At 62.5% G+C, this 18403-nt stretch carries 18 protein-coding genes; 10 read left to right on the forward strand and 8 right to left on the reverse strand.

All coding sequences use genetic code 11. From position 1 onward, the window contains the following. Window positions 1–19: 19 nt before the first annotated feature. Entirely contained in the window at window positions 20–2458 is a 2439-nt protein-coding gene (gene hrpB / locus I6G83_RS02515; RefSeq protein WP_174545412.1) for an ATP-dependent helicase HrpB, read from the reverse strand. 79 nt (window positions 2459–2537) lie between these two features. Between hrpB and thpR the strand changes: the two genes are divergently transcribed. The 6 genes from thpR (at window position 2538) to folK (ending at window position 7546) form a co-directional block, all read left to right on the forward strand. Further along, window positions 2538–3065, forward strand: coding sequence for an RNA 2',3'-cyclic phosphodiesterase (gene thpR / locus I6G83_RS02520; protein ID WP_015673732.1), 528 nt, complete (start codon window positions 2538–2540; stop codon window positions 3063–3065). Between the two features lie 12 nt (window positions 3066–3077). After that, window positions 3078–3785, forward strand: coding sequence for a DNA/RNA nuclease SfsA (gene sfsA, locus I6G83_RS02525; protein ID WP_054307089.1), 708 nt, complete (start codon window positions 3078–3080; stop codon window positions 3783–3785). Window positions 3786–3967: 182 nt separating this feature from the next. Next, the gene (gene dksA, locus I6G83_RS02530; protein ID WP_015673734.1) at window positions 3968–4423 is read left to right on the forward strand and encodes an RNA polymerase-binding protein DksA; all 456 of its coding nucleotides are present in this window, start codon (window positions 3968–3970) and stop codon (window positions 4421–4423) included. A gap of 53 nt (window positions 4424–4476) precedes the next feature. Then, entirely contained in the window at window positions 4477–5388 is a 912-nt protein-coding gene (gene gluQRS / locus I6G83_RS02535; RefSeq protein WP_054307090.1) for a tRNA glutamyl-Q(34) synthetase GluQRS, read from the forward strand. A gap of 122 nt (window positions 5389–5510) precedes the next feature. Further along, window positions 5511–7058, forward strand: coding sequence for a polynucleotide adenylyltransferase PcnB (gene pcnB / locus I6G83_RS02540; RefSeq protein WP_071889387.1), 1548 nt, complete (start codon window positions 5511–5513; stop codon window positions 7056–7058). Continuing rightward, window positions 7058–7546 (forward strand): 2-amino-4-hydroxy-6-hydroxymethyldihydropteridine diphosphokinase, encoded by a 489-nt coding sequence (folK, locus tag I6G83_RS02545; RefSeq protein WP_015673737.1) that lies wholly within the window; start codon window positions 7058–7060, stop codon window positions 7544–7546. The genes pcnB and folK overlap by 1 nt, the downstream gene beginning before the upstream one ends. A 27-nt stretch (window positions 7547–7573) precedes the next feature. Here folK and qseC read toward each other — a convergent pair whose 3' ends face one another. Further along, the gene (qseC, locus tag I6G83_RS02550; protein ID WP_054307091.1) at window positions 7574–8923 is read right to left on the reverse strand and encodes a quorum sensing histidine kinase QseC; all 1350 of its coding nucleotides are present in this window, start codon (window positions 8921–8923) and stop codon (window positions 7574–7576) included. Further along, window positions 8920–9582, reverse strand: coding sequence for a quorum sensing response regulator transcription factor QseB (gene qseB / locus I6G83_RS02555; RefSeq protein WP_015673739.1), 663 nt, complete (start codon window positions 9580–9582; stop codon window positions 8920–8922). The genes qseC and qseB overlap by 4 nt, the downstream gene beginning before the upstream one ends. Window positions 9583–9795: 213 nt before the next feature. Between qseB and panB the strand changes: the two genes are divergently transcribed. The 3 genes from panB (at window position 9796) to panD (ending at window position 11975) form a co-directional block, all read left to right on the forward strand. Then, entirely contained in the window at window positions 9796–10590 is a 795-nt protein-coding gene (gene panB, locus I6G83_RS02560) for a 3-methyl-2-oxobutanoate hydroxymethyltransferase (RefSeq protein WP_015673740.1), read from the forward strand. Window positions 10591–10619: 29 nt separating this feature from the next. After that, window positions 10620–11474, forward strand: coding sequence for a pantoate--beta-alanine ligase (gene panC / locus I6G83_RS02565; protein WP_054307092.1), 855 nt, complete (start codon window positions 10620–10622; stop codon window positions 11472–11474). Between the two features lie 120 nt (window positions 11475–11594). After that, window positions 11595–11975, forward strand: coding sequence for an aspartate 1-decarboxylase (panD, locus tag I6G83_RS02570; protein WP_015673742.1), 381 nt, complete (start codon window positions 11595–11597; stop codon window positions 11973–11975). 55 nt (window positions 11976–12030) lie between these two features. Here the strand turns inward: panD and I6G83_RS02575 are convergent, their stop codons facing one another. The 3 genes from I6G83_RS02575 to I6G83_RS02585 all read right to left on the reverse strand — a co-directional run bounded on the left by I6G83_RS02575 (window position 12031) and on the right by I6G83_RS02585 (window position 15139). Beyond that, window positions 12031–13314 carry a polysaccharide deacetylase family protein gene (locus I6G83_RS02575; RefSeq protein ID WP_015673743.1) on the reverse strand — a complete coding sequence of 428 codons (1284 nt, stop codon included), beginning with the start codon at window positions 13312–13314 and terminating at the stop codon, window positions 12031–12033. A 134-nt stretch (window positions 13315–13448) separates the two neighbouring features. Then, window positions 13449–14219: an ABC transporter permease gene (locus I6G83_RS02580; RefSeq protein WP_054307093.1), complete on the reverse strand. Its 771-nt coding sequence runs from the start codon at window positions 14217–14219 to the stop codon at window positions 13449–13451. Then, window positions 14216–15139: an ABC transporter ATP-binding protein gene (locus tag I6G83_RS02585; protein ID WP_054307094.1), complete on the reverse strand. Its 924-nt coding sequence runs from the start codon at window positions 15137–15139 to the stop codon at window positions 14216–14218. Before I6G83_RS02585 ends, I6G83_RS02580 begins: the two co-directional genes overlap by 4 nt. Window positions 15140–15329: 190 nt before the next feature. Between I6G83_RS02585 and can the strand changes: the two genes are divergently transcribed. Then, window positions 15330–16001, forward strand: coding sequence for a carbonate dehydratase (gene can / locus I6G83_RS02590; protein ID WP_054307095.1), 672 nt, complete (start codon window positions 15330–15332; stop codon window positions 15999–16001). Between the two features lie 60 nt (window positions 16002–16061). Here the strand turns inward: can and hpt are convergent, their stop codons facing one another. Together hpt and cueO are read right to left on the reverse strand one after the other, a co-directional pair. After that, window positions 16062–16598, reverse strand: coding sequence for a hypoxanthine phosphoribosyltransferase (hpt, locus tag I6G83_RS02595; RefSeq protein WP_015673748.1), 537 nt, complete (start codon window positions 16596–16598; stop codon window positions 16062–16064). Window positions 16599–16691: 93 nt separating this feature from the next. Further along, window positions 16692–18356 (reverse strand): multicopper oxidase CueO, encoded by a 1665-nt coding sequence (gene cueO, locus I6G83_RS02600; protein ID WP_054307096.1) that lies wholly within the window; start codon window positions 18354–18356, stop codon window positions 16692–16694. Window positions 18357–18403: the final 47 nt, after the last annotated feature.

The following is an 18403-nucleotide window of genomic DNA, read 5'->3' on the forward strand; positions in this document are numbered from 1 at the left end:
AAGAAACATCCGAATTCAGCTACTGATACTTCTTGGTGCGGCGCGTCGGCAGCGCGTTGGCCGGGTCGTCGGGCCAGACGTGCTTCGGGTAGCGCCCCTTCATCTCTTTCTGTACTTCCCGGTAGGCGCCCTGCCAGAACGCCGCCAGGTCGGCGGTGATCTGCAGCGGCCGGTGCGCCGGAGAGAGTAACTCAAGCACCACCGCGATGCGACCCTCCGCCAGCATCGGGCTGCGCTGCTCGCCGAACATCTCCTGCAGACGCACCGGCAGCAGCGGCGGCTTGCCGGCCTCATAGCGGATCGGCAGGCGGCTGCCGGTCGGCACAGTGTAATGAGTGGGCAGCGCATTATCCAGCCGCTGTTTCTGCTGCCAGTCCAGCAGGTTGCTCAGCGCCTCGGCGAGATTAACCTGCCGCAGACCGCGCAGATCGCGCACGCCGCCGAGCGCCGGCAGCAGCCACCGCTCCAGCTCCGCCAGCAGCGCCTCATCGTCCACCGCCGGCCAGTCGGCCTCCGGCAGCCACTCCCGCGCGCACTGCAGACGCGCGCGCAGCTGGCCGGCGGCGCCCTCCCAGTTCAGCACCGCCAGGCCCTGAGCGCGCACCCAGTCCACCAACGCCTGCTGCAGCTCGTCGTCCGCCGGTTTCGCCAGCGGCCGGGCGCGCAGCGTCAGACGGCCGATCTGCAGACGCTGCCAGGCGCGCAACGTGCCTTTTTCTTCATCCCACTCCACCGCGGTGCGCTGCTGCGCCATCTCCGGCAGCTGCGCCGCCAGCCGTTCAACGTCCAGCGGCAGCGCCAGCAGAATACGCGCGTCCGGGCTGTTCGCCCCCTGCAGCAGCGCCGGCGCGATCAGCCACGGCGCGCGCGACAGCGCCTCATCCTGATTCATCGCCGCGCCCATGCCGTTCGCCAGCAGATAGCGGCCGTCCTGCCCACGCCGCTGGGCGATACGATCGGCAAAGGCGTGCGCCAGCAGCCGCGGCGCCAGTTCGGCGTCCACGCGGCCGTCGCGCCCCTTCAGGCGCTGCGCCAGCTGGCGCGCGCGCCGTTGCCAGTGCGGCTGCGGCCGGCTGAGCCAGTAATCAATATCCAATTGCCCGTTACGCGGCGGCTCTTCCAGCAGCGCTGCCAGCAAGGCGGCGGTCGCCAGGCCGTTCTCCCCCAGCGCCGCGCCGGCGCACAGCATCGCCGCCAGCCGCGGTTCGCAGCCGAGCGTCGCCATCCGGCGCCCCTCCGCCGTCAGTTTGCCCTGTTCATCGGCGGCTCCCAGCGTCTGCAACAGCCGCTGAGCCGCCGCCAGCGCCGCGGGCGGCGGCAGATCCAGCCAGCTCAGTTGGCCGGCGTCAACGCAGCCCCACTGCAGCAGCTCCAGCCAGAAGCCGCTGAGATCGCTGTGCAGTATTTCCGGCTCGGCGTACTCGGCGGCGCGCTCGGCCTGCTCTTTGGCGCACAGGTGCCAGCAGACGCCCTCTTCCAGGCGCCCGGCGCGTCCGGCGCGCTGCACCATCGACGCCTGGCTGATGCGCTGGGTAATCAGACGCGTCAGGCCGTTGCGCGCGTCAAAACGCGCCGTGCGCTCCAGGCCGCTGTCCACCACCAGCCGGATGCCCTCAATCGTCAGGCTGGTTTCAGCAATATTGGTCGCCAGCACCACTTTGCGCCGTCCGGCGGCGGCCGGCTGAATCGCCCGCTGCTGCTGCGCCAGCGGCAGTGCGCCGTACAGCGGACACAGGTCGACATCGCCGGCGACCTCGCCCTGCAGCCGCTCCATCACCCGCAAAATCTCCGCCACGCCCGGTAAAAACAGCAGCAGCGATCCCGGCTGCTCCGCCAGCAGGCGCTTGACCGCCGAGGCGACGCCGTCCTCCAGCCGCTGATGGCTGGCCAGCGGCTGATAGTGGCGCGCCACCGGGAAACTGCGCCCCTGCGACACCACCACCGGCGCGGCCGGCAGCAGTTGCGACAGCCGGGCGTTATCCAGCGTCGCCGACATAATCAGCAGCTTCAGATCGTCACGCAGCCCCTGCTGTACGTCCAGCAGCAGCGCCAGCGCCAGATCGGCCTGCAGGCTGCGCTCATGGAATTCATCCAAGATCACCAGCGAGACGCCCTGCAGCTCCGCATCCTGCTGCAGCATGCGGGTCAGAATGCCTTCGGTGACCACCTCCAGCCGCGTCGCCGGCCCGCTTTTGCTTTCGGCGCGCATGCGGTAGCCCACGGTTTGCCCCGGCTCTTCCCCCAGCTGCTGCGCCAGGCGATAGGCGACGTTTTTCGCCGCCAGACGCCGCGGCTCCAGCATGATGATGCGCCCCGGCAGGTTGGCCTGCCGCAGGATCTGCAGCGGCAGCCAGGTGGACTTACCGGCGCCGGTCGGCGCGTGCAGCAACACCTGCGGCGCGCTGCGCAGCGCGGCAAGCAACTCATCCAGCACCTGGCTGACGGGCAATAAAGACACAAAACACTCCACGGGGTAGTTAATCAACGGCGCTCATTGTAGCATTGCGCCCAGAGATTCATTCAGTTACCGAGGAAACATGTCCAGTTCGCGCCGTCTGTTTTTTGCTCTGCCCTTGCCGGACAGCCTGCAGCAGCAGGTCATCCGCTGGCGCGCCGACGCCTTCGCGCCGCAGGACGGTCGCCCGGTCGCCGCCGCCAACCTGCACCTGACGCTGGCGTTTCTCGGTGAGGTCAGCAGCCAGAAGGAGGCGGCGCTAAAAAGGCTGGCGGGACGCATCAGCCAGCCCGGCTTCAGCCTGCAGCTCGACGATCTCGGCCACTGGCCGCGCCCCGGCGTGGTCTGGCTCGGCTGCAAGCGCGCGCCGCGCGGCCTGCTGCAGCTGGCGCAGATGCTGCGCTCGCAGGCGGCGCGCAGCGGCTGCTATCAAAGCCCGCTGCCGTTTCACCCGCATATCACCCTGCTGCGCGCTGCGGTGCATCCGGTGGCGCTGCCGCCGTCAACGCCGGGCTGGAACCTGCCGGTGACGCATTTTTCCTTATATCAGTCGTCGTTTGACAACGGCCGCACCCGTTACCACCCGCTGGAACAGTGGGCGCTCAGCTAGGACAGACACCGCATGCAATTCACGCCACCGCTGCAATCCGCCACCCTGATTAAACGTTACAAACGCTTTCTGGCCGACGTCGTCACGCCGCAGGGCGACACCTTTACCCTGCACTGCGCCAATACCGGCGCCATGACCGGCTGCGCCACCCCCGGCGACACCGTCTGGTATTCCATCTCAGACAACCCCAAGCGCAAATACGCCCACAGCTGGGAGCTGACCCATACCCAACAGGGGGACTGGATCTGCGTCAATACCCTGCGCGCCAACGCGCTGGTGCGCGAAGCCATCGAACATAATTTAATCAGTGAATTATCTGGTTACAGTAAAATCAGCGGCGAAGTGAAGTACGGCAGCGAGAACAGCCGTATCGATTTGTTATTACAGGCAGAAAACCGGGTTAACTGCTATATTGAAGTTAAGTCTGTCACGTTACTGCAACAACAGCGTGGTTACTTTCCTGACGCCGTGACGCTCAGGGGTCAGAAGCACCTGCGCGAACTGCAAAACGTGGTGGAAAGCGGGCAGCGTGCGGTATTGTTCTTTGCCGTGTTGCACAGCGGTATTGACCAAGTCGCCCCGGCTCATCATATAGATGCGCATTATGCGGCACTGTTGGCGCAGGTTCAGCAGGCGGGAGTAGAAGTGGTGTGTTATGGGGCTAAATTATCACCTGACGGTATTTGTCTCACCGATAAGTTACCGTTTTTTATCGATTAAAGCGTCAGGCCGTCAATAAATCGGCCGCCGACGATTAGATCGCCAAATACGCCTTCCTTCACACCATTGTCAAGCGGGCGACAGGAATAATTGCCAACCTACTCACCATCTGTTATTTATAGCGGCCTGTTTTTCCCCCGCATTGGGGATTCGATAGTGCGTGTGTATGTAGGAGAAGCAACATGCAAGAAGGGCAAAACCGTAAAACCTCGTCCTTGAGCATTCTCGCCATCGCTGGGGTGGAGCCGTATCAAGAGAAGCCGGGCGAAGAGTATATGAACGACGCCCAGCTGTCGCATTTCAAGCGCATTCTTGAAGCTTGGCGCAACCAGCTCAGGGACGAAGTAGACCGTACTGTGTCGCACATGCAGGAAGAGGCAGCAAACTTTCCTGATCCCGCGGACCGCGCCACTCAGGAAGAGGAATTCAGCCTCGAGTTGCGTAACCGCGATCGTGAACGCAAACTGATCAAAAAGATCGAAAAAACGCTGAAGAAAGTGGAAGACGATGATTTCGGCTTCTGCGAATCTTGCGGCGTAGAGATCGGCATTCGCCGCCTTGAAGCGCGTCCGACGGCCGATTTGTGCATCGACTGTAAAACTCTGGCCGAGATCCGCGAAAAGCAGATGGCCGGCTGATTCAGTCGTTATTACCCGCGGCGTGCCTTACCGGCGCGCCGCACAGAGTTATTATGCCAGAAAGTCATTATGTGGGGCGTTTTGCCCCCTCTCCTTCCGGGGATCTGCACTTCGGTTCGCTGATCGCCGCCCTGGGCAGTTTTCTGCAGGCCCGCGCCCGCCACGGGCAGTGGCTGCTTCGCATTGAAGATATTGACCCGCCGCGTGAAGTCGCCGGCGCCGCCGACCGTATTCTGCGCGCGCTTGAGCACTACGGCCTCCACTGGGACGGGCAGGTGCTTTATCAATCCCAACGTCACGACGCCTACCGCGCTACGCTGGACTGGCTGCAGCGCCAGGGGCTCAGCTATTACTGCACCTGCACCCGCAGCCGCATTCAGCAGGCGGGCGGCCTGTACGACGGCCACTGCCGGGAACGGCGGCTCGGCCCGCAGAACGCCGCCATCCGCCTGCGCCAGAGCGCGCCGGTCTACCGCTTCCACGACGGCCTGCAGGGCGAGCTGTGCGCCGACCCGGCGCTGGCGCAGGAGGATTTTATCATCCGCCGGCGCGACGGCCTGTTCGCCTATAACCTGGCGGTGGTGGTCGACGACCATTTTCAGGGCGTGACGGAGATCGTACGCGGCGCCGACCTGATTGAGCCGACGGTGCGCCAGATGGCGCTGTACCGCCAGCTGCAGGCGCCGACGCCGGATTATATCCACCTGCCGCTGGCGCTGGGGGAGCACGGTCTGAAGCTGTCGAAGCAAAATCACGCCCCGCCGCTGCCGGACGGCGACCCGCGACCGGTGCTGATCGCCGCGCTGCATTTTTTGCGGCAACCGCTGCCGGAAAGCTGGCAAGATCTTGATCTGCCATTATTATTGAGCTGGGCCATCGAACACTGGACGCTGGCGAACGTGCCGCGCCAGACCGCCCTCGCCCTGCCGCAAAACATAACGGCATTCTCAAAGGCGCCATGGTGAGCTATGATTAGCCGCTATTTTTTTATAAGCCCGAGTGATGTCAAACCACAGCGGCCCCATACGGCTGTGGTTTGCCATCGGCAAGGGCGCGCCATTTTTATCCGTCACTATCGAGGTGTACCATTTTTACCCGAGTAGCCAATTTTTGCCGTAAGGTACTCACCGGCGATGACAAATCGGCCCGCGATGATGCGCCGGCCAACGATAAAGCGCCGGTTCGCGAAGAGCAGGCCGCGGCCCAGGAACCCGCCGCGCCGCGTCAGCGCTCTGCCGATAAAGGGCGGGAGCACGCCGGCCGTCGCTCTGCGCCGCGCAAACGCGCGCCGTCATCCGCAGCCGAGGGCACGCGTCCGATGACCGTCATCCCGCGCGAACAGCACGCCATTTCGCGCAAAGATATCAGCGAGAACGCCCTGAAGGTGCTGTATCGCCTGAACAAGTCCGGCTTTGAGGCCTATCTGGTCGGCGGCGGCGTGCGCGATCTGCTGCTGGGTAAGAAACCGAAAGACTTCGACATCACCACCAACGCCACGCCGGAGCAGGTGCGCAAGCTGTTCCGCAACTGCCGTCTGGTCGGCCGCCGCTTCCGTCTGGCGCACGTGATGTTCGGGCCGGAAATCATCGAGGTCGCCACCTTCCGCGGCCACCACGAGCAGAATCCGGAGCACGACAAGAACTCCTCGCAGCAGGCCCAGAGCGGCATGCTGCTGCGCGACAATATCTTCGGCTCCATTGAAGAGGACGCCCAGCGTCGCGACTTCACCATCAACAGCCTGTATTACGGCGTGGCGGACTTCGCTCTGCGCGACTATGTCGGCGGCCTGCGCGATCTGCAGCAGGGGGTGATTCGCCTGATTGGCGATCCGGAAACCCGCTACCGCGAAGACCCGGTGCGCATGCTGCGCGCGGTGCGCTTCGCCGCCAAGCTGGATATGACCATCAGCGAAGAAACCGCCGAGCCGCTCCCGCGCCTGGCATCGCTGCTGCACGATATTCCGCCGGCGCGCCTGTTTGAAGAGTCGCTGAAACTGCTGCAGTCCGGCTACGGTTTCCAGACCTACCTGAAACTGTGCGAATACCAGCTGTTCCAGCCGCTGTTCCCGCTGATCGCCCGTCAGTTCACGCCGAACCACAATACGCCGATGGAGCGTATCCTGGTGCAGGTGCTGAAGAACACCGATCATCGCCTGCAGAACAACATGCGCGTCAACCCGGCGTTCCTGTTCGCCGCCATGCTGTGGTATCCGCTGCTGGAGCACGCGCAGAAGCTGGCGCAGGAGAGCGGCCTGGCCTATTACGACGCCTTCGCGCTGGCGATGAACGACGTGCTGGACGAGCAGTGCCGCTCGCTGGCGATCCCGAAACGCATCACCACGCTGGTGCGCGATATCTGGCAGCTGCAGCTGCGTCTGTCGCGTCGTCAGGGCAAGCGCGCGCACAAGCTGATGGAACATCCGAAATTCCGCGCCGCTTACGATCTGCTGGCGCTGCGCGCCCAGGTGGAGAACAACCCGGAGATGCAGCGTCTGGCCGAATGGTGGGCCGAGTTCCAGGACGCAACGCCGGCAAGCCAGAAAACCATGCTCGGTTCGCTGGGCGAAGACCCGGCGCCGCGCCGCTCACGTCAGCGCCGGCCGCGCCGCCGCGCGCCGCGTAAAGAAGGGGCATAATGATCCGCGTGTATATCGCGCTGGGCAGCAACCTGGCGCAGCCGCTGCAACAGGTTCAGGCCGCGCTGGAGGCGCTGGAGCATCTCCCGCGCAGCCGGCTGGTCGCCTGTTCTTCGTTCTACCGCACCAAACCGCTGGGGCCGCAGAACCAGCCGGACTTCCTCAACGCCGTGGCGGCGCTGGATACGCAGCTGCCCGCCGAACAGCTGCTCGATCACACGCAGGAGATTGAGCGCAACCAGGGGCGGGTGCGCAAGGATGAACGCTGGGGACCGCGTACGCTCGATCTCGATATGCTGCTGTACGGCGACAGCGTGATCGACAGCGAGCGCCTGACGGTGCCGCACTACGGCCTGAAACAGCGCGAGTTTATGCTCTACCCGCTGGCGGAGATCGCCCCCGACCTGATTCTGCCGGACGGCGAACCGCTGTCCGCCTGTCTGCAGCGCGTGCCGATGAACGGCATGACGCTGTGGCAGCCGGCCTGACGCCCGTTAACCGCGGGCGCCCTGCCGCTACAGCATCACCCGAACCTCAAAGCCCCCTTCCTGCCGGTTGGCGAAACTGACCCGTAAGCCATGCAGCGCCGCAATGCGCTGCACAATCGACAGCCCCAGCCCGCTGCCGGTCTGCTCCTGCCCCGGCGGCCGGTAGAAGCGCTCCCCCAGCCGCGCCAGATGTTCGTCCGTCACCCCCGGCCCGTCGTCCTCCACCGTCAGCGCGCGCGGCGTTAACGTGACTGTCACCGTGCCGCCGGACGGCGTATAGCGCAGCGCATTATCCACCAGATTACGCACCAGCAGCGACAGCAGCAGCGCCTGCCCCGGCCGCGGCGTCGGGGCGCCCTGCGCCTCATAGCGCAGCGTCATCCCCGCGCGATGGGCATCGCGCTCCTGCTCGGCCAGCGTCGCCGTCACCAGCTGATGCCAGTCGATGCGCTCCTGCTGGTGCAGGTCCGGCAGCGCATCCAGCCGCGACAGCGTCAGCAGTTGGTCCACCAGCCGCGTGGCGCGGTCAATGCTGATGGTCAGCTTCTCCAGCGCGGGGGCGCGCACCTCGGCGTTATCGCCGGCCAGCTGCACCACTTCGGTCTGCACCCGCAGCGCCGCCAACGGGCTGCGCAGCTCATGCGCCGCATCGGAGGTAAAGCGCCGTTCGCGCTGCAGCATGGCGCCGATGCGGGCGAACAGCGCGTTGAGCGCGTCCACCAGCGGGCGCACTTCGCTCGGCACCCGGTGCGCCTGAAGCGGCGCGTCATCATCCGGCGCGCGGCGATGCAGCTCCTGCGCCACGCTGCGCAGCGGACGCAGCTCACGCCCCACCACCACGGCAATCAGCAGCATCAGCAGCGGCAGCGTCGCCAGCCACGGCGTCAGCTGCCCGGTCACCAGCGCCCAGGCCATATCCTGCCGGTACTCCATCTCCTGGCCGACGGCGATGCGCTGGCGGCCGTCCGGGCTGGTCAGCCAAACCAGCCGCCAGCGGTCGTCATCCCCTTTCAGGCGGCCGTCGACAAAGCCGTCCGTCCGCGCGTCAAACACAATATCCTCGCCGTTTTCCCCGTCGTTCAGCAGCATGCGCCCCTGGCGGTCAAAAATGGCGAACGCCAGCGCGTCGTCATCCTGCTGGCCGCGCTTGCCGTGGCGCACCAGCTTTTTGGTCTTCGGCAGGCTGCCGACGCTTGAGATATCGCCGAGATTGGCCGTCGCCAGCCGTTTGGCGAACAGCATCTGCTGGGTATCGAACACCTTATTCAGATTGTGGCGCGTGATATTCCACGCCACCGCGCTGGCGACACCCCAGGTCAGCAGCGCCAACAGGCTGAACAGGATAATCAGCCGCAGCCGCAGGCTCAGCCGCTTCACTCGGCGTCCCCCAGCGTGTAGCCCACGCCGTGCACCGTGCGGATAAAGCCGTTGCCCAGCTTGCGGCGCAGGTGGTGGATATGCACCTCCACCGCGTTGCTGCTCACCTCATCGTCCCAGCTGTACAACTTTTCCTGAATCAGCGGCCGCGCCAGCACCCGCCCCTTGTTATGTAAAAACAGCTCCAGCACCGCCAGCTCGCGCGGCGTCAGCGTCACCAGCGCGCCGTCCAGCGTGACGCTGCGCGCCGCGGTGTCGAACACCAGCCGGCCGTGCGTCAGCTGAGCGCTCAGCCTGCCGTGACGGCGGCGAATCAGCGCCTGCAGACGCGCCGCCACCTCCGCCAGCGCAAACGGCTTGCACAGGTAGTCGTCGGCGCCGCTCTGCAAGCCGTCTACCCGCTGCGACAGCGCATCGCGCGCGGTCAGGATCAGCACCGGCACGTCCTCGCCGGCCTGCCGCCATTCGCGCAGCAGATCGAGACCGTCGATGCCCGGCAGGCTGAGATCGAGGATCACCGCATCATAGGGCGCGCTGCCCAGCGCCTGTTTGCCGAGCTTGCCGTCGCTAAACCAGTCGAGGGTAAAGCCCAACTGGCTCAGCCCGACCTTGATGCCGTCGCCGATAATCTTGTCGTCTTCAATCAGCAGAATTCTCATGCACGTCCTTATTTTCGCCGCGGGCGGCCATTTTTTCGCCTGGGCCAGGGCATCTGTAAAGAGAGATTTACTTATTACATCATAAGGTTCTTAAGAACATCTTAACCATAACTATCGTCGCTACCCACCCCCGGAGGGTTACAGTAGAATGACAGCACTTTTTTTCCGCCAGCGCCGGTGCACGCCACTCGGCGCTACCAAGGAGACGTTGTGATGAAACCCACCACCGTGACCCACTTACGCCAGTGGAAACAGGAGCAGCGCAAGTTTGCGACGCTGACCGCCTACGATGCCAGCTTCGCCAGACTGTTTGAAGAACAGGGCATCAAACTCATGCTGGTCGGCGACTCACTGGGCATGACGCTGCAGGGGCACGACTCCACGCTGCCGGTCACCGTGGCCGACATCGCCTACCACACCCGCGCCGTACGCCGCGGCGCGCCGGCCTGCCTGCTGCTGGCCGACCTGCCGTTTATGGGATACGCCACCCCGGAGCAGACCTTCGCCAACGCGGCGGAAGTGATGCGCGCCGGCGCCAATATGATCAAAATCGAAGGCGGCAGCTGGCTGTGCGATACGGTGAAGATGCTGGTGGAGCGCGCCGTGCCGGTGTGCGGCCATCTGGGGCTGACCCCGCAGTCGGTGAATATCTTCGGCGGCTACAAGGTGCAGGGCCGCGATGACGCGGCAGCCAACCAGCTGATTGAAGACGCGAAGAATCTGGAACAGGCCGGCATTCAGCTGCTGGTGCTGGAGTGCGTGCCGACCGAGCTGGCGCGCAAAATCACCGCCATGCTGTCCATTCCGGTGATCGGCATCGGCGCGGGCAACGGCACCGACGGCCAGATCCTGGTCATGCACGACGCCTTCGGCATCACCGGCGGCCACACGCCGAAGTTCGCCAAAAACTTCCTCGCCCAGAGCGGCGACCTGCGCAGCGCGGTGCAACAGTATATTCAGGAAGTCGAACAGGGTATTTACCCTGCGGCCGAGCACTCATTTAACTAAGCGTCAGCCCTATTGAACCGGGAGCCAACATGTTAATTATTCAGACCCTGCCGCTGCTGCGCCAGCATATTCGCCGCTACCGGCAGGAAGGGAAACGCATCGCGCTGGTGCCGACCATGGGCAATCTGCACGACGGCCATATGACGCTGATCGACGAGGCCCGCGCCCGCGGCGATATCGTGGTGGTCAGCATTTTCGTCAACCCGATGCAGTTTGACCGGCCGGAAGATCTGACCAACTACCCGCGCACCCTGCAGGAAGACTGTGAGAAGCTGACCCGCAACAACGTCGATCTGGTGTTTGCGCCGGCGCCGGCGGAAGTGTATCCGCAGGGGCTGGGCGAGCAGACCTTCGTCGAGGTGCCCGGCATCTCCGCCATGCTGGAGGGCGCCAGCCGTCCCGGCCACTTCCGCGGCGTGTCGACCATCGTCAGCAAGCTGTTCAACCTGGTGCAGCCGGACCTGGCCTGCTTCGGCGAGAAGGATTACCAGCAGCTGGCGCTGATCCGCAAAATGGTGGCCGATATGGGCTACGACATCGAGATCGTCGGCGTGCCGACCGTGCGCGCCAAGGACGGTCTGGCGCTCAGCTCGCGCAACGGCTACCTGACGGCGGACGAACGCAAGAAGGCGCCGCAGCTCAGCCGCATCATGAACCAGCTGGCCGAGCGGCTGGGCAACGGCGAGCGGCAGATTGACGAACTGCTGGCGCAGACCGCCGAGCAGCTGCGCGACGCCGGCTTCACCCCGGACGAGCTGTTTATCCGCGACGCCGACAGCCTGCAGCCGCTCAGCGCCGACAGCCGGCGCGCGGTGGTGCTGATGGCCGCCTGGCTGGGCAAAGCCCGACTGATTGATAATCAGCAGGTCGATCTGACCGAGTAACTATTTTTTGCACAGTCGTCACTACTCCCCCGACCTTCCAAGTAGACAAGTCCGGGGAGATCGGTGACGATATGGCGGTTCGCTGTCGGAACTTAACTCACGCCTGTGAAAGGTAACGCTATGATACGTACTATGCTGCAAGGCAAACTGCACCGGGTGAAAGTCACCCAGGCAGACCTGCATTATGAAGGCTCCTGCGCCATCGACCAGGATTTTCTGGATGCCGCCGGCATCCTGGAATATGAAGCTATCGATATTTATAACGTTGATAACGGTCAGCGTTTTTCCACCTACGCCATCGCCGCCGAACGCGGCTCGCGCATTATTTCCGTCAACGGCGCGGCCGCCCGCTGCGCCTGCGTCGGCGACCTGCTGATTATCTGTTCTTACGTACAGATGAGCGATGCCGATGCGCGCCAGCATCACCCGAAAGTCGCCTACTTTGAAGGGGACAACCAGCTGCAGCGCAAAGCGAAAGCGGTGCCGGTACAGGTTGCCTGACGGTCGGAAAACATGGCAAGGGGCTGAACCGGGTTCAGCCCCTTTTTTATCGGCGTTACTGCACCACCGTGCCCGGTTTATTGGCGATGCGGTCCGCCATCGTCTGGATCGAGTCGGTGCGCAGAATATACAGCCGCTTCAGCTTATACGGGTTGTCGCCCGGCTTCACCTTCCCCTGCACCGTCGTCACCGCCAGATGGAAACCGGCGTCTTCCGCCGCCTGCACCGCCTTCTGGTTATAGGCGCCGAACGGGTAGGAGAGATACAGCACATGCGGGTTGAACTGCGACAGCGCGCGGCGGGAGTGCTCAAAATCAAACGTGATATTGTGCAGGCTGCGGCTCAGCAGGATCGGCCGCTTATAGCCGTCGATACGGTGCAGGAAGTGGGTATGCGACTGGATATCAAACACATCCTGCAGCTGCTTCAGCTCCGAAATGCTCATAAACTGCAGTGAATCCGGGTTCCACTTCTGCGGATGGCGCTTGATGCGCGACGAGACAATAAACGCCGTCGCGCGGAAGCCGTACTGCTTCAGCACCGGATAGGCGTAGCGATACACCGATTTCAGCCCGTCGTCGAAGGTCAGCACCACCGCCTTGCCCGGCAGGTTGATGCGGTTCTTCAGATAGGCTTCCAGCTGGTAGAGCGAAATGGTGTCGTAGCCGGCCTGCTTCAGGTAGGTCATCTGATTGCTGAAGGCCACGTCCGAGGTGGTGGTGGAGGTGTGGCGAAAACGCTTGTTCTCGTCGTTCTTCAGCAGGTGGTGATAGGTCAGCACCGGAATGCCATTATCGACTTCACAGTCCAGTTCGCTGACGTAGCCGAGCCGATCGCCGAGATTGATTTCATACCAGGTGTTATTCAGCCGATCCTTCAGCCTGCCGATAATCGGATAGCGCAGGTTCTCTTCCAGAATGCCGAAGATTTCGCTTTTGTTATCCGCCGCGGTGTAAACGTTGATCGCCTGACGGGTGATCAGGTTCTGGTTGGTCAGCGGCTTATTCAGCTCCCCCAGCGGATCTTTCACCTTTTCCGCCTGCGCCCGGTTAAGGCGCTCGACGTCGTCCTTATCGATAAACCCCACGCCGTGGCCGAACTTCAGCTCATAATATTCCGCGTCCGCCGGAAAGACCTGCACCAACTGCCCTTCCTTCACTTCGCCCACCGGAATAACCTGTTCGCCGATCAGCGAATAGATCTCGCTGTCGCGTTTTGCTTCCATATAACCGGATTTTAGCGCGTTGTCTGCCGACACCAGGCCGGCCGACGCCGCCGGCGCCAGCAGCGACGTCAACACGCCGGCCAGCGTTGCCGCTATCTTGATGTGAAACCGCATGAGAGTGTTTTAACCGTGCGTAATGACCAAAAGTCGAGGGTGCATCAGCATAGCACGATTTACAGTGGGGAGAAAAAGGCGGGATAACGGACTTTCCCCCTCCCGCAGCACGCCGGCGGGAGGGGGAACGGCCATCAGGTGCGCAGACCGCGGCCGCGCTCGATCAGATACCAGGCCAGCAGGTAGAACACGGCGATAAACGCCAGCAGCACCGCCATGGTCAGCGTCAGCGGCACGTCGTGCACGCCGAGGAAGCCGTAGCGGAAACCGCTGATCATATACACGATCGGGTTCAGCTTCGACACCGCCTGCCAGAACGGCGGCAGCAGCGACAGCGAGTAGAACACCCCGCCCAGATAGGTCAGCGGCGTCAGCACAAAGGTCGGGATCAGGCTGATATCGTCAAAGGTGGTGGCGAAGACCGCATTAAGCAGGCCGCCCAGCGAGAACAGAATCGCCGTCAGCAGCAGCGTGGCGGCAATCACCCACCAGGCGTGGATCTGCAGCGGCACGAAGAACAGCGAGATCGCCGTCACCAGCACGCCCACGCAGATGCCGCGCGCTACGCCGCCGCCGACGTAACCGGCGATCACCACGTGGGTCGGCACCGGCGCCACCAGCAGTTCTTCGATATTGCGCTGGAATTTGGCGCTGAAGAACGACGAGGCGACGTTGGCGTAAGAGTTGGTGATCACCGCCATCATAATCAGGCCGGGCACGATAAACTGCATGTAGGTGAAGCCGTGCATACTGCCGATCTGCGAACCGATCAGATTACCGAAGATAATAAAATACAGCGTCATGGTGATCACCGGCGGCACCAGGGTCTGCACCCAGATACGCGCAAAACGGTGCACTTCTTTCGCCCAGATGCTCTGCAATGCCACCCAGTACAAACGTGTCATGCTTTTTCTCCATTACCATTAACCAGGGTGACAAACAGCTCTTCCAGCCGGTTAGCCTTGTTGCGCATGCTCAGCACCTGCACGCCCTGCGCGCTCAGCTGGCTGAACAGGCCGTTCAGCCCCTGTTCGCGCATCACTTCCACTTCCAGCGTTGAGGTGTCGACCAGCCGGCTGTGATAGCCGTCCAGCGTCGGCAGCGGGCTTTTCGCCGCCAGATCGAGGATAAAGGTCTCCGACTTCAGCTTCGCCAACAACCCTTTCATCGAGGTGTTCTCCACCAGCTCGCCGTTCTGGATAATGCCGATATTGCGGCACAGCATCTCCGCCTCTTCCAGATAGTGGGTCGTCAGGATGATGGTGGTGCCCTGCGCATTGAGATCTTTCAGGAAGCCCCACATAGAGCGGCGCAGTTCGATATCCACCCCGGCGGTCGGCTCATCGAGGATCAGCAGCTTGGGCTGATGCATCAGCGCGCGGGCGATCATCAGGCGGCGCTTCATCCCGCCGGACAGCATGCGCGCCCGCTCGTTGCGTTTTTCCCACAGGTCCAGCTGCGTCAGGTATTTTTCCGCGCGCGACAGCGCATCGCGCCGCGTCACGCCATAGTAACCCGCCTGGTTGACCACAATCTGCATCACGGTTTCAAACGGGTTGAAGTTGAACTCCTGCGGCACCAGCCCCAGCTGACGCTTGGCGTTGACGATGTCCTTATCGGTGTCATAGCCAAACACCTGCACCTTGCCGGAGGTTTTATTCACCAGCGAGCTGATAATCCCGATGGTGGTGGATTTGCCCGCGCCGTTCGGCCCCAGCAAAGCATAGAAATCACCGGCTTCGACGCGCAGGTCGATACCGCGCAACGCCTTGACCCCGCCGGCGTAGGTCTTGGTCAACTGTGTTAATTCCAGTGCATAATTCATAAGCGATAAGGGTACCCTATGACCATGTATTCGAGACTGATGTTATTGAATAATTCCCCTGATCTTACCATCAACGGCGCGCCTGCCGAGTTGAATCCGTGCGGTTAAATTCACTGTTCCGATTTCAAAACTGTGACGCTTGTCCTATATTACTCCAACGCAAAGTATTCATTACAGGCGCATAACCTCCATGAAAGAGATACAAAGGCTGATTGCCAATAACCAAGCGTGGTCCTCCAACATCAACCAGGAAGACCCCGAATTCTTTGAACGACTGGCGCAGGCGCAAAAACCGCGTTTTCTGTGGATTGGCTGTTCTGACAGCCGCGTGCCTGCCGAACGTCTGACCGGAATGGAGCCGGGAGAACTGTTCGTGCACCGCAACGTGGCCAACCTGGTGATTCACACCGATCTTAACTGCCTGTCGGTGGTGCAGTACGCCGTCGATGTGCTGCAGGTTGAACATATCATTATCTGCGGCCACCTGGGCTGCGGCGGCGTGCAGGCGGCGGTTGAAAACCCGGAGCTGGGGCTGATCAACAACTGGCTGCTGCATATCCGCGATCTGTGGTACAAGCATAGCCCGCAACTGGAAAAACTCGAAAAGGAAGAGTGCCTCAACGCCCTGTGCGAGATCAACGTGATCGAACAGGTGCATAACCTGGGCCACTCCACCATCATGCAGTCCGCCTGGCAGCGCGGCCAGAAAGTGATGATTCACGGCTGGGTATACGGCATTCAGGACGGACGCCTGCGCGATCTGGAGGTCACGGCCACCAGCCGCGAAAGCCTGGAACAGGGCTACCGCAAAGGCATTTCGACGCTGCTGCAGAGCAAAGGCTTACAGCCGCCGCAGGCATAAGGCTGCTGCCTCACGCCAAACTGACGGGGGCGCGTTTAACCACGTCGCCCCCGATCTTGCTTACTCGTCGAGCAGCACCACTTTGCCGACGTACGGCAGGTGGCGATAGCGCTGGGCATAGTCGATGCCATAGCCGACCACAAACTCGTCCGGAATAGAGAAGCCTACGTACTCGACCGGCACTTCTACTTCACGACGCTCCGGTTTATCCAGCAGCGTACAGATCGCCAGCGATTTCGGGCCGCGCAGCGCCAGAATTTCACGCACTTTGTTCAGCGTATTGCCGGAATCGATGATGTCTTCCACGATCAGCACGTCTTTGCCGCGGATGTCTTCATCGAGATCTTTGAGGATTTTCACGTCGCGGGTGGTGGACATGCCGCTGCCGTAGCTGGAGGCGGTCATGAAATCGACCTCGTGCGACACCTCGATGGTGCGGCACAGATCCGCCATAAACATGAAAGAGCCGCGCAGCAGCCCGACCAGCACCATATCGCTGCCGCTGTCGCGGTAATGTTCGGTGATCTGGCGGCCAAGTTCGGCGATTCGGGTCTTAACTTCCTGCTCGGAAATCATTACTTCTACAGTGTGTTTCATAGTATTCAGGTCTATTGCCGGAAGAAAGGCGCAGATTCTAGCATAGCCTGACAGCAGAGGCGACGCGAGTGCGCCGCCCTGCCATTTTTACCGTCAGGCGACGGTAAAGCCCATCATCATGCCGGTATCTTCATGCTCCAGCAGGTGACAGTGCGCCATATAGGCGTGTTCCGCACTGGCCTCATGGTTGAACTGCACCAGCACCTCGCTGCGCGCGCCTTCCACCCGCACCGTATCCTTCCAGCCTGCGCGATGCGCCGCCGGCGGCTTGCCGTTTTCGCTTAAAATACGGAACTGGGTGCCGTGAATATGGAAAGGATGCAGCATCATGTCGCCTTCGCCGGAGATGACCCACTTCTCATACTGCCCGCGTTTGGCGGCAAACATCGGCTTGTTCATGTCGAACGCCTTGCCGTTGATGGTATTGCCATGGCTGAAATCATACGGCTGCTCACCGTGCTTCATCTTGCCGTGGTCCATGCCGGCCATGCTGCCGTGATCCATCTTGCTGTGATCCATCCCGGCCATCTTGCCATGGTCCATCTTGCCGTGATCCATACCGGCCATCTGGCCGCCGCTCTCCGGCGCGCCGTGCCCCATGCTGCCGTGGTCCATACTCATGCCGGCCATCGCCTGATGTCCGTAGCGGTCCATCAGCGCCTTCATTCCCAGCATATCCAGTTTCGGATCCATCATCAGGCGGAACTCGCGCTGCTGTGCGCCGGCGGCGGCAGGCAGCGGCGGCAGTTTCACCAGGCTGTCCGGCATCGATTTGATCCCCTGCGCCAGCGATGGCTGAATATGCAGCACCGGCAGCGGCTGGTCGAACGGCGCCAGCGTCATCCCCATCTGCTGGACCGGCAGGGTGACGATATCAAACGGTTTACCGTCGCTGGCGTCGACCAGCACTTCAAAACGTTCGCCCATCAGCATCGGCAGTTCCGTCAGCTTCACCGGCTCGCCGAGGAAACCGCCGTCGCTGGCGATAACGTACAGCGGACGCCGATCGCTGGCGGCCAGCTGCAGCGAACGCGCGTTACAGCCGTTGAGAAAGCGCAGGCGCAGCCAGCCGCGCGGCGCGACGTGCTGCGGGTACTGCGCGCCATTGGTGAACATGCGGTCGCCGAACCAGCCCACCGCCGCGCTCATAATATCGAGCTGATACTCAATCTGCGCATCTTTGCCCAGCCGCTTGTCCTGCAAAATCACCGGGATATCATCCTTGCCCCAGGTTTTCGGCAGCGGCAGTTTGCTGCTCTCTTCATCTTCCAGCAGCACCAGGCCGCCCAGCCCCATCATCACTTGATGGCCGGTTTTACCGTGCGTATGCGGATGGAACCAGCAGGTGGCCGCCGGCTGGTCGATGGTGAAATGGACGGTGCGGGTGGCGCCCGGCGCAATCAGCGCCTGCGGGCCGCCGTCGACGTCGCCGGGGATCTCCAGCCCGTGCCAGTGAACGGTGCTGGCTTCCGGCAGCCGGTTGTTAATATCGACCGTCACCGCTTTTCCGCGTTGCAGACGCACCGCCGGCCCCAGCAGGGCGCCGTTGACGCCCCAGGTTTTGGTCGCCGCCTGCGGCAGCCAGTTCATCTCGCCGGTCTGCAGCGCCAGCGCCAGCTTGCCTTGCGCATCCGGAGTCAACAGCGGCGGTATCGGCAGCGCGGGCAGATCGGCCGCCCACGCGGCCCGGCTCCAGAGCGGCAATGCGCTGACCGCGCCCAATGCGGCGGTATATTTAATAAAATCACGACGTAACATAGCTGACTCCCTTTTCCAGTTACATAAAAATATCCGGCCAGCGTAAA

This window comes from Serratia rubidaea, assembly GCF_016026735.1.
Taxonomy (GTDB): domain Bacteria; phylum Pseudomonadota; class Gammaproteobacteria; order Enterobacterales; family Enterobacteriaceae; genus Serratia_B; species Serratia_B rubidaea.

Bases quoted from the DNA above. Each gene is read 5' to 3' on its own strand.
- thpR (WP_015673732.1), top strand. From the start codon at position 2,538: ATGTCCAGTTCGCGCCGTCTGTTTTTTGCTCTGCCCTTGCCGGACAGC.
- sfsA (WP_054307089.1), top strand. From the start codon at position 3,078: ATGCAATTCACGCCACCGCTGCAATCCGCCACCCTGATTAAACGTTAC.
- dksA (WP_015673734.1), top strand. From the start codon at position 3,968: ATGCAAGAAGGGCAAAACCGTAAAACCTCGTCCTTGAGCATTCTCGCC.
- gluQRS (WP_054307090.1), top strand. From the start codon at position 4,477: ATGCCAGAAAGTCATTATGTGGGGCGTTTTGCCCCCTCTCCTTCCGGG.
- folK (WP_015673737.1), top strand. From the start codon at position 7,058: ATGATCCGCGTGTATATCGCGCTGGGCAGCAACCTGGCGCAGCCGCTG.
- qseB (WP_015673739.1), bottom strand. From the start codon at position 9,582: ATGAGAATTCTGCTGATTGAAGACGACAAGATTATCGGCGACGGCATC.
- panB (WP_015673740.1), top strand. From the start codon at position 9,796: ATGAAACCCACCACCGTGACCCACTTACGCCAGTGGAAACAGGAGCAG.
- panC (WP_054307092.1), top strand. From the start codon at position 10,620: ATGTTAATTATTCAGACCCTGCCGCTGCTGCGCCAGCATATTCGCCGC.
- panD (WP_015673742.1), top strand. From the start codon at position 11,595: ATGATACGTACTATGCTGCAAGGCAAACTGCACCGGGTGAAAGTCACC.
- I6G83_RS02575 (WP_015673743.1), bottom strand. From the start codon at position 13,314: ATGCGGTTTCACATCAAGATAGCGGCAACGCTGGCCGGCGTGTTGACG.
- I6G83_RS02580 (WP_054307093.1), bottom strand. From the start codon at position 14,219: ATGACACGTTTGTACTGGGTGGCATTGCAGAGCATCTGGGCGAAAGAA.
- I6G83_RS02585 (WP_054307094.1), bottom strand. From the start codon at position 15,139: ATGAATTATGCACTGGAATTAACACAGTTGACCAAGACCTACGCCGGC.
- can (WP_054307095.1), top strand. From the start codon at position 15,330: ATGAAAGAGATACAAAGGCTGATTGCCAATAACCAAGCGTGGTCCTCC.
- hpt (WP_015673748.1), bottom strand. From the start codon at position 16,598: ATGAAACACACTGTAGAAGTAATGATTTCCGAGCAGGAAGTTAAGACC.
- cueO (WP_054307096.1), bottom strand. From the start codon at position 18,356: ATGTTACGTCGTGATTTTATTAAATATACCGCCGCATTGGGCGCGGTC.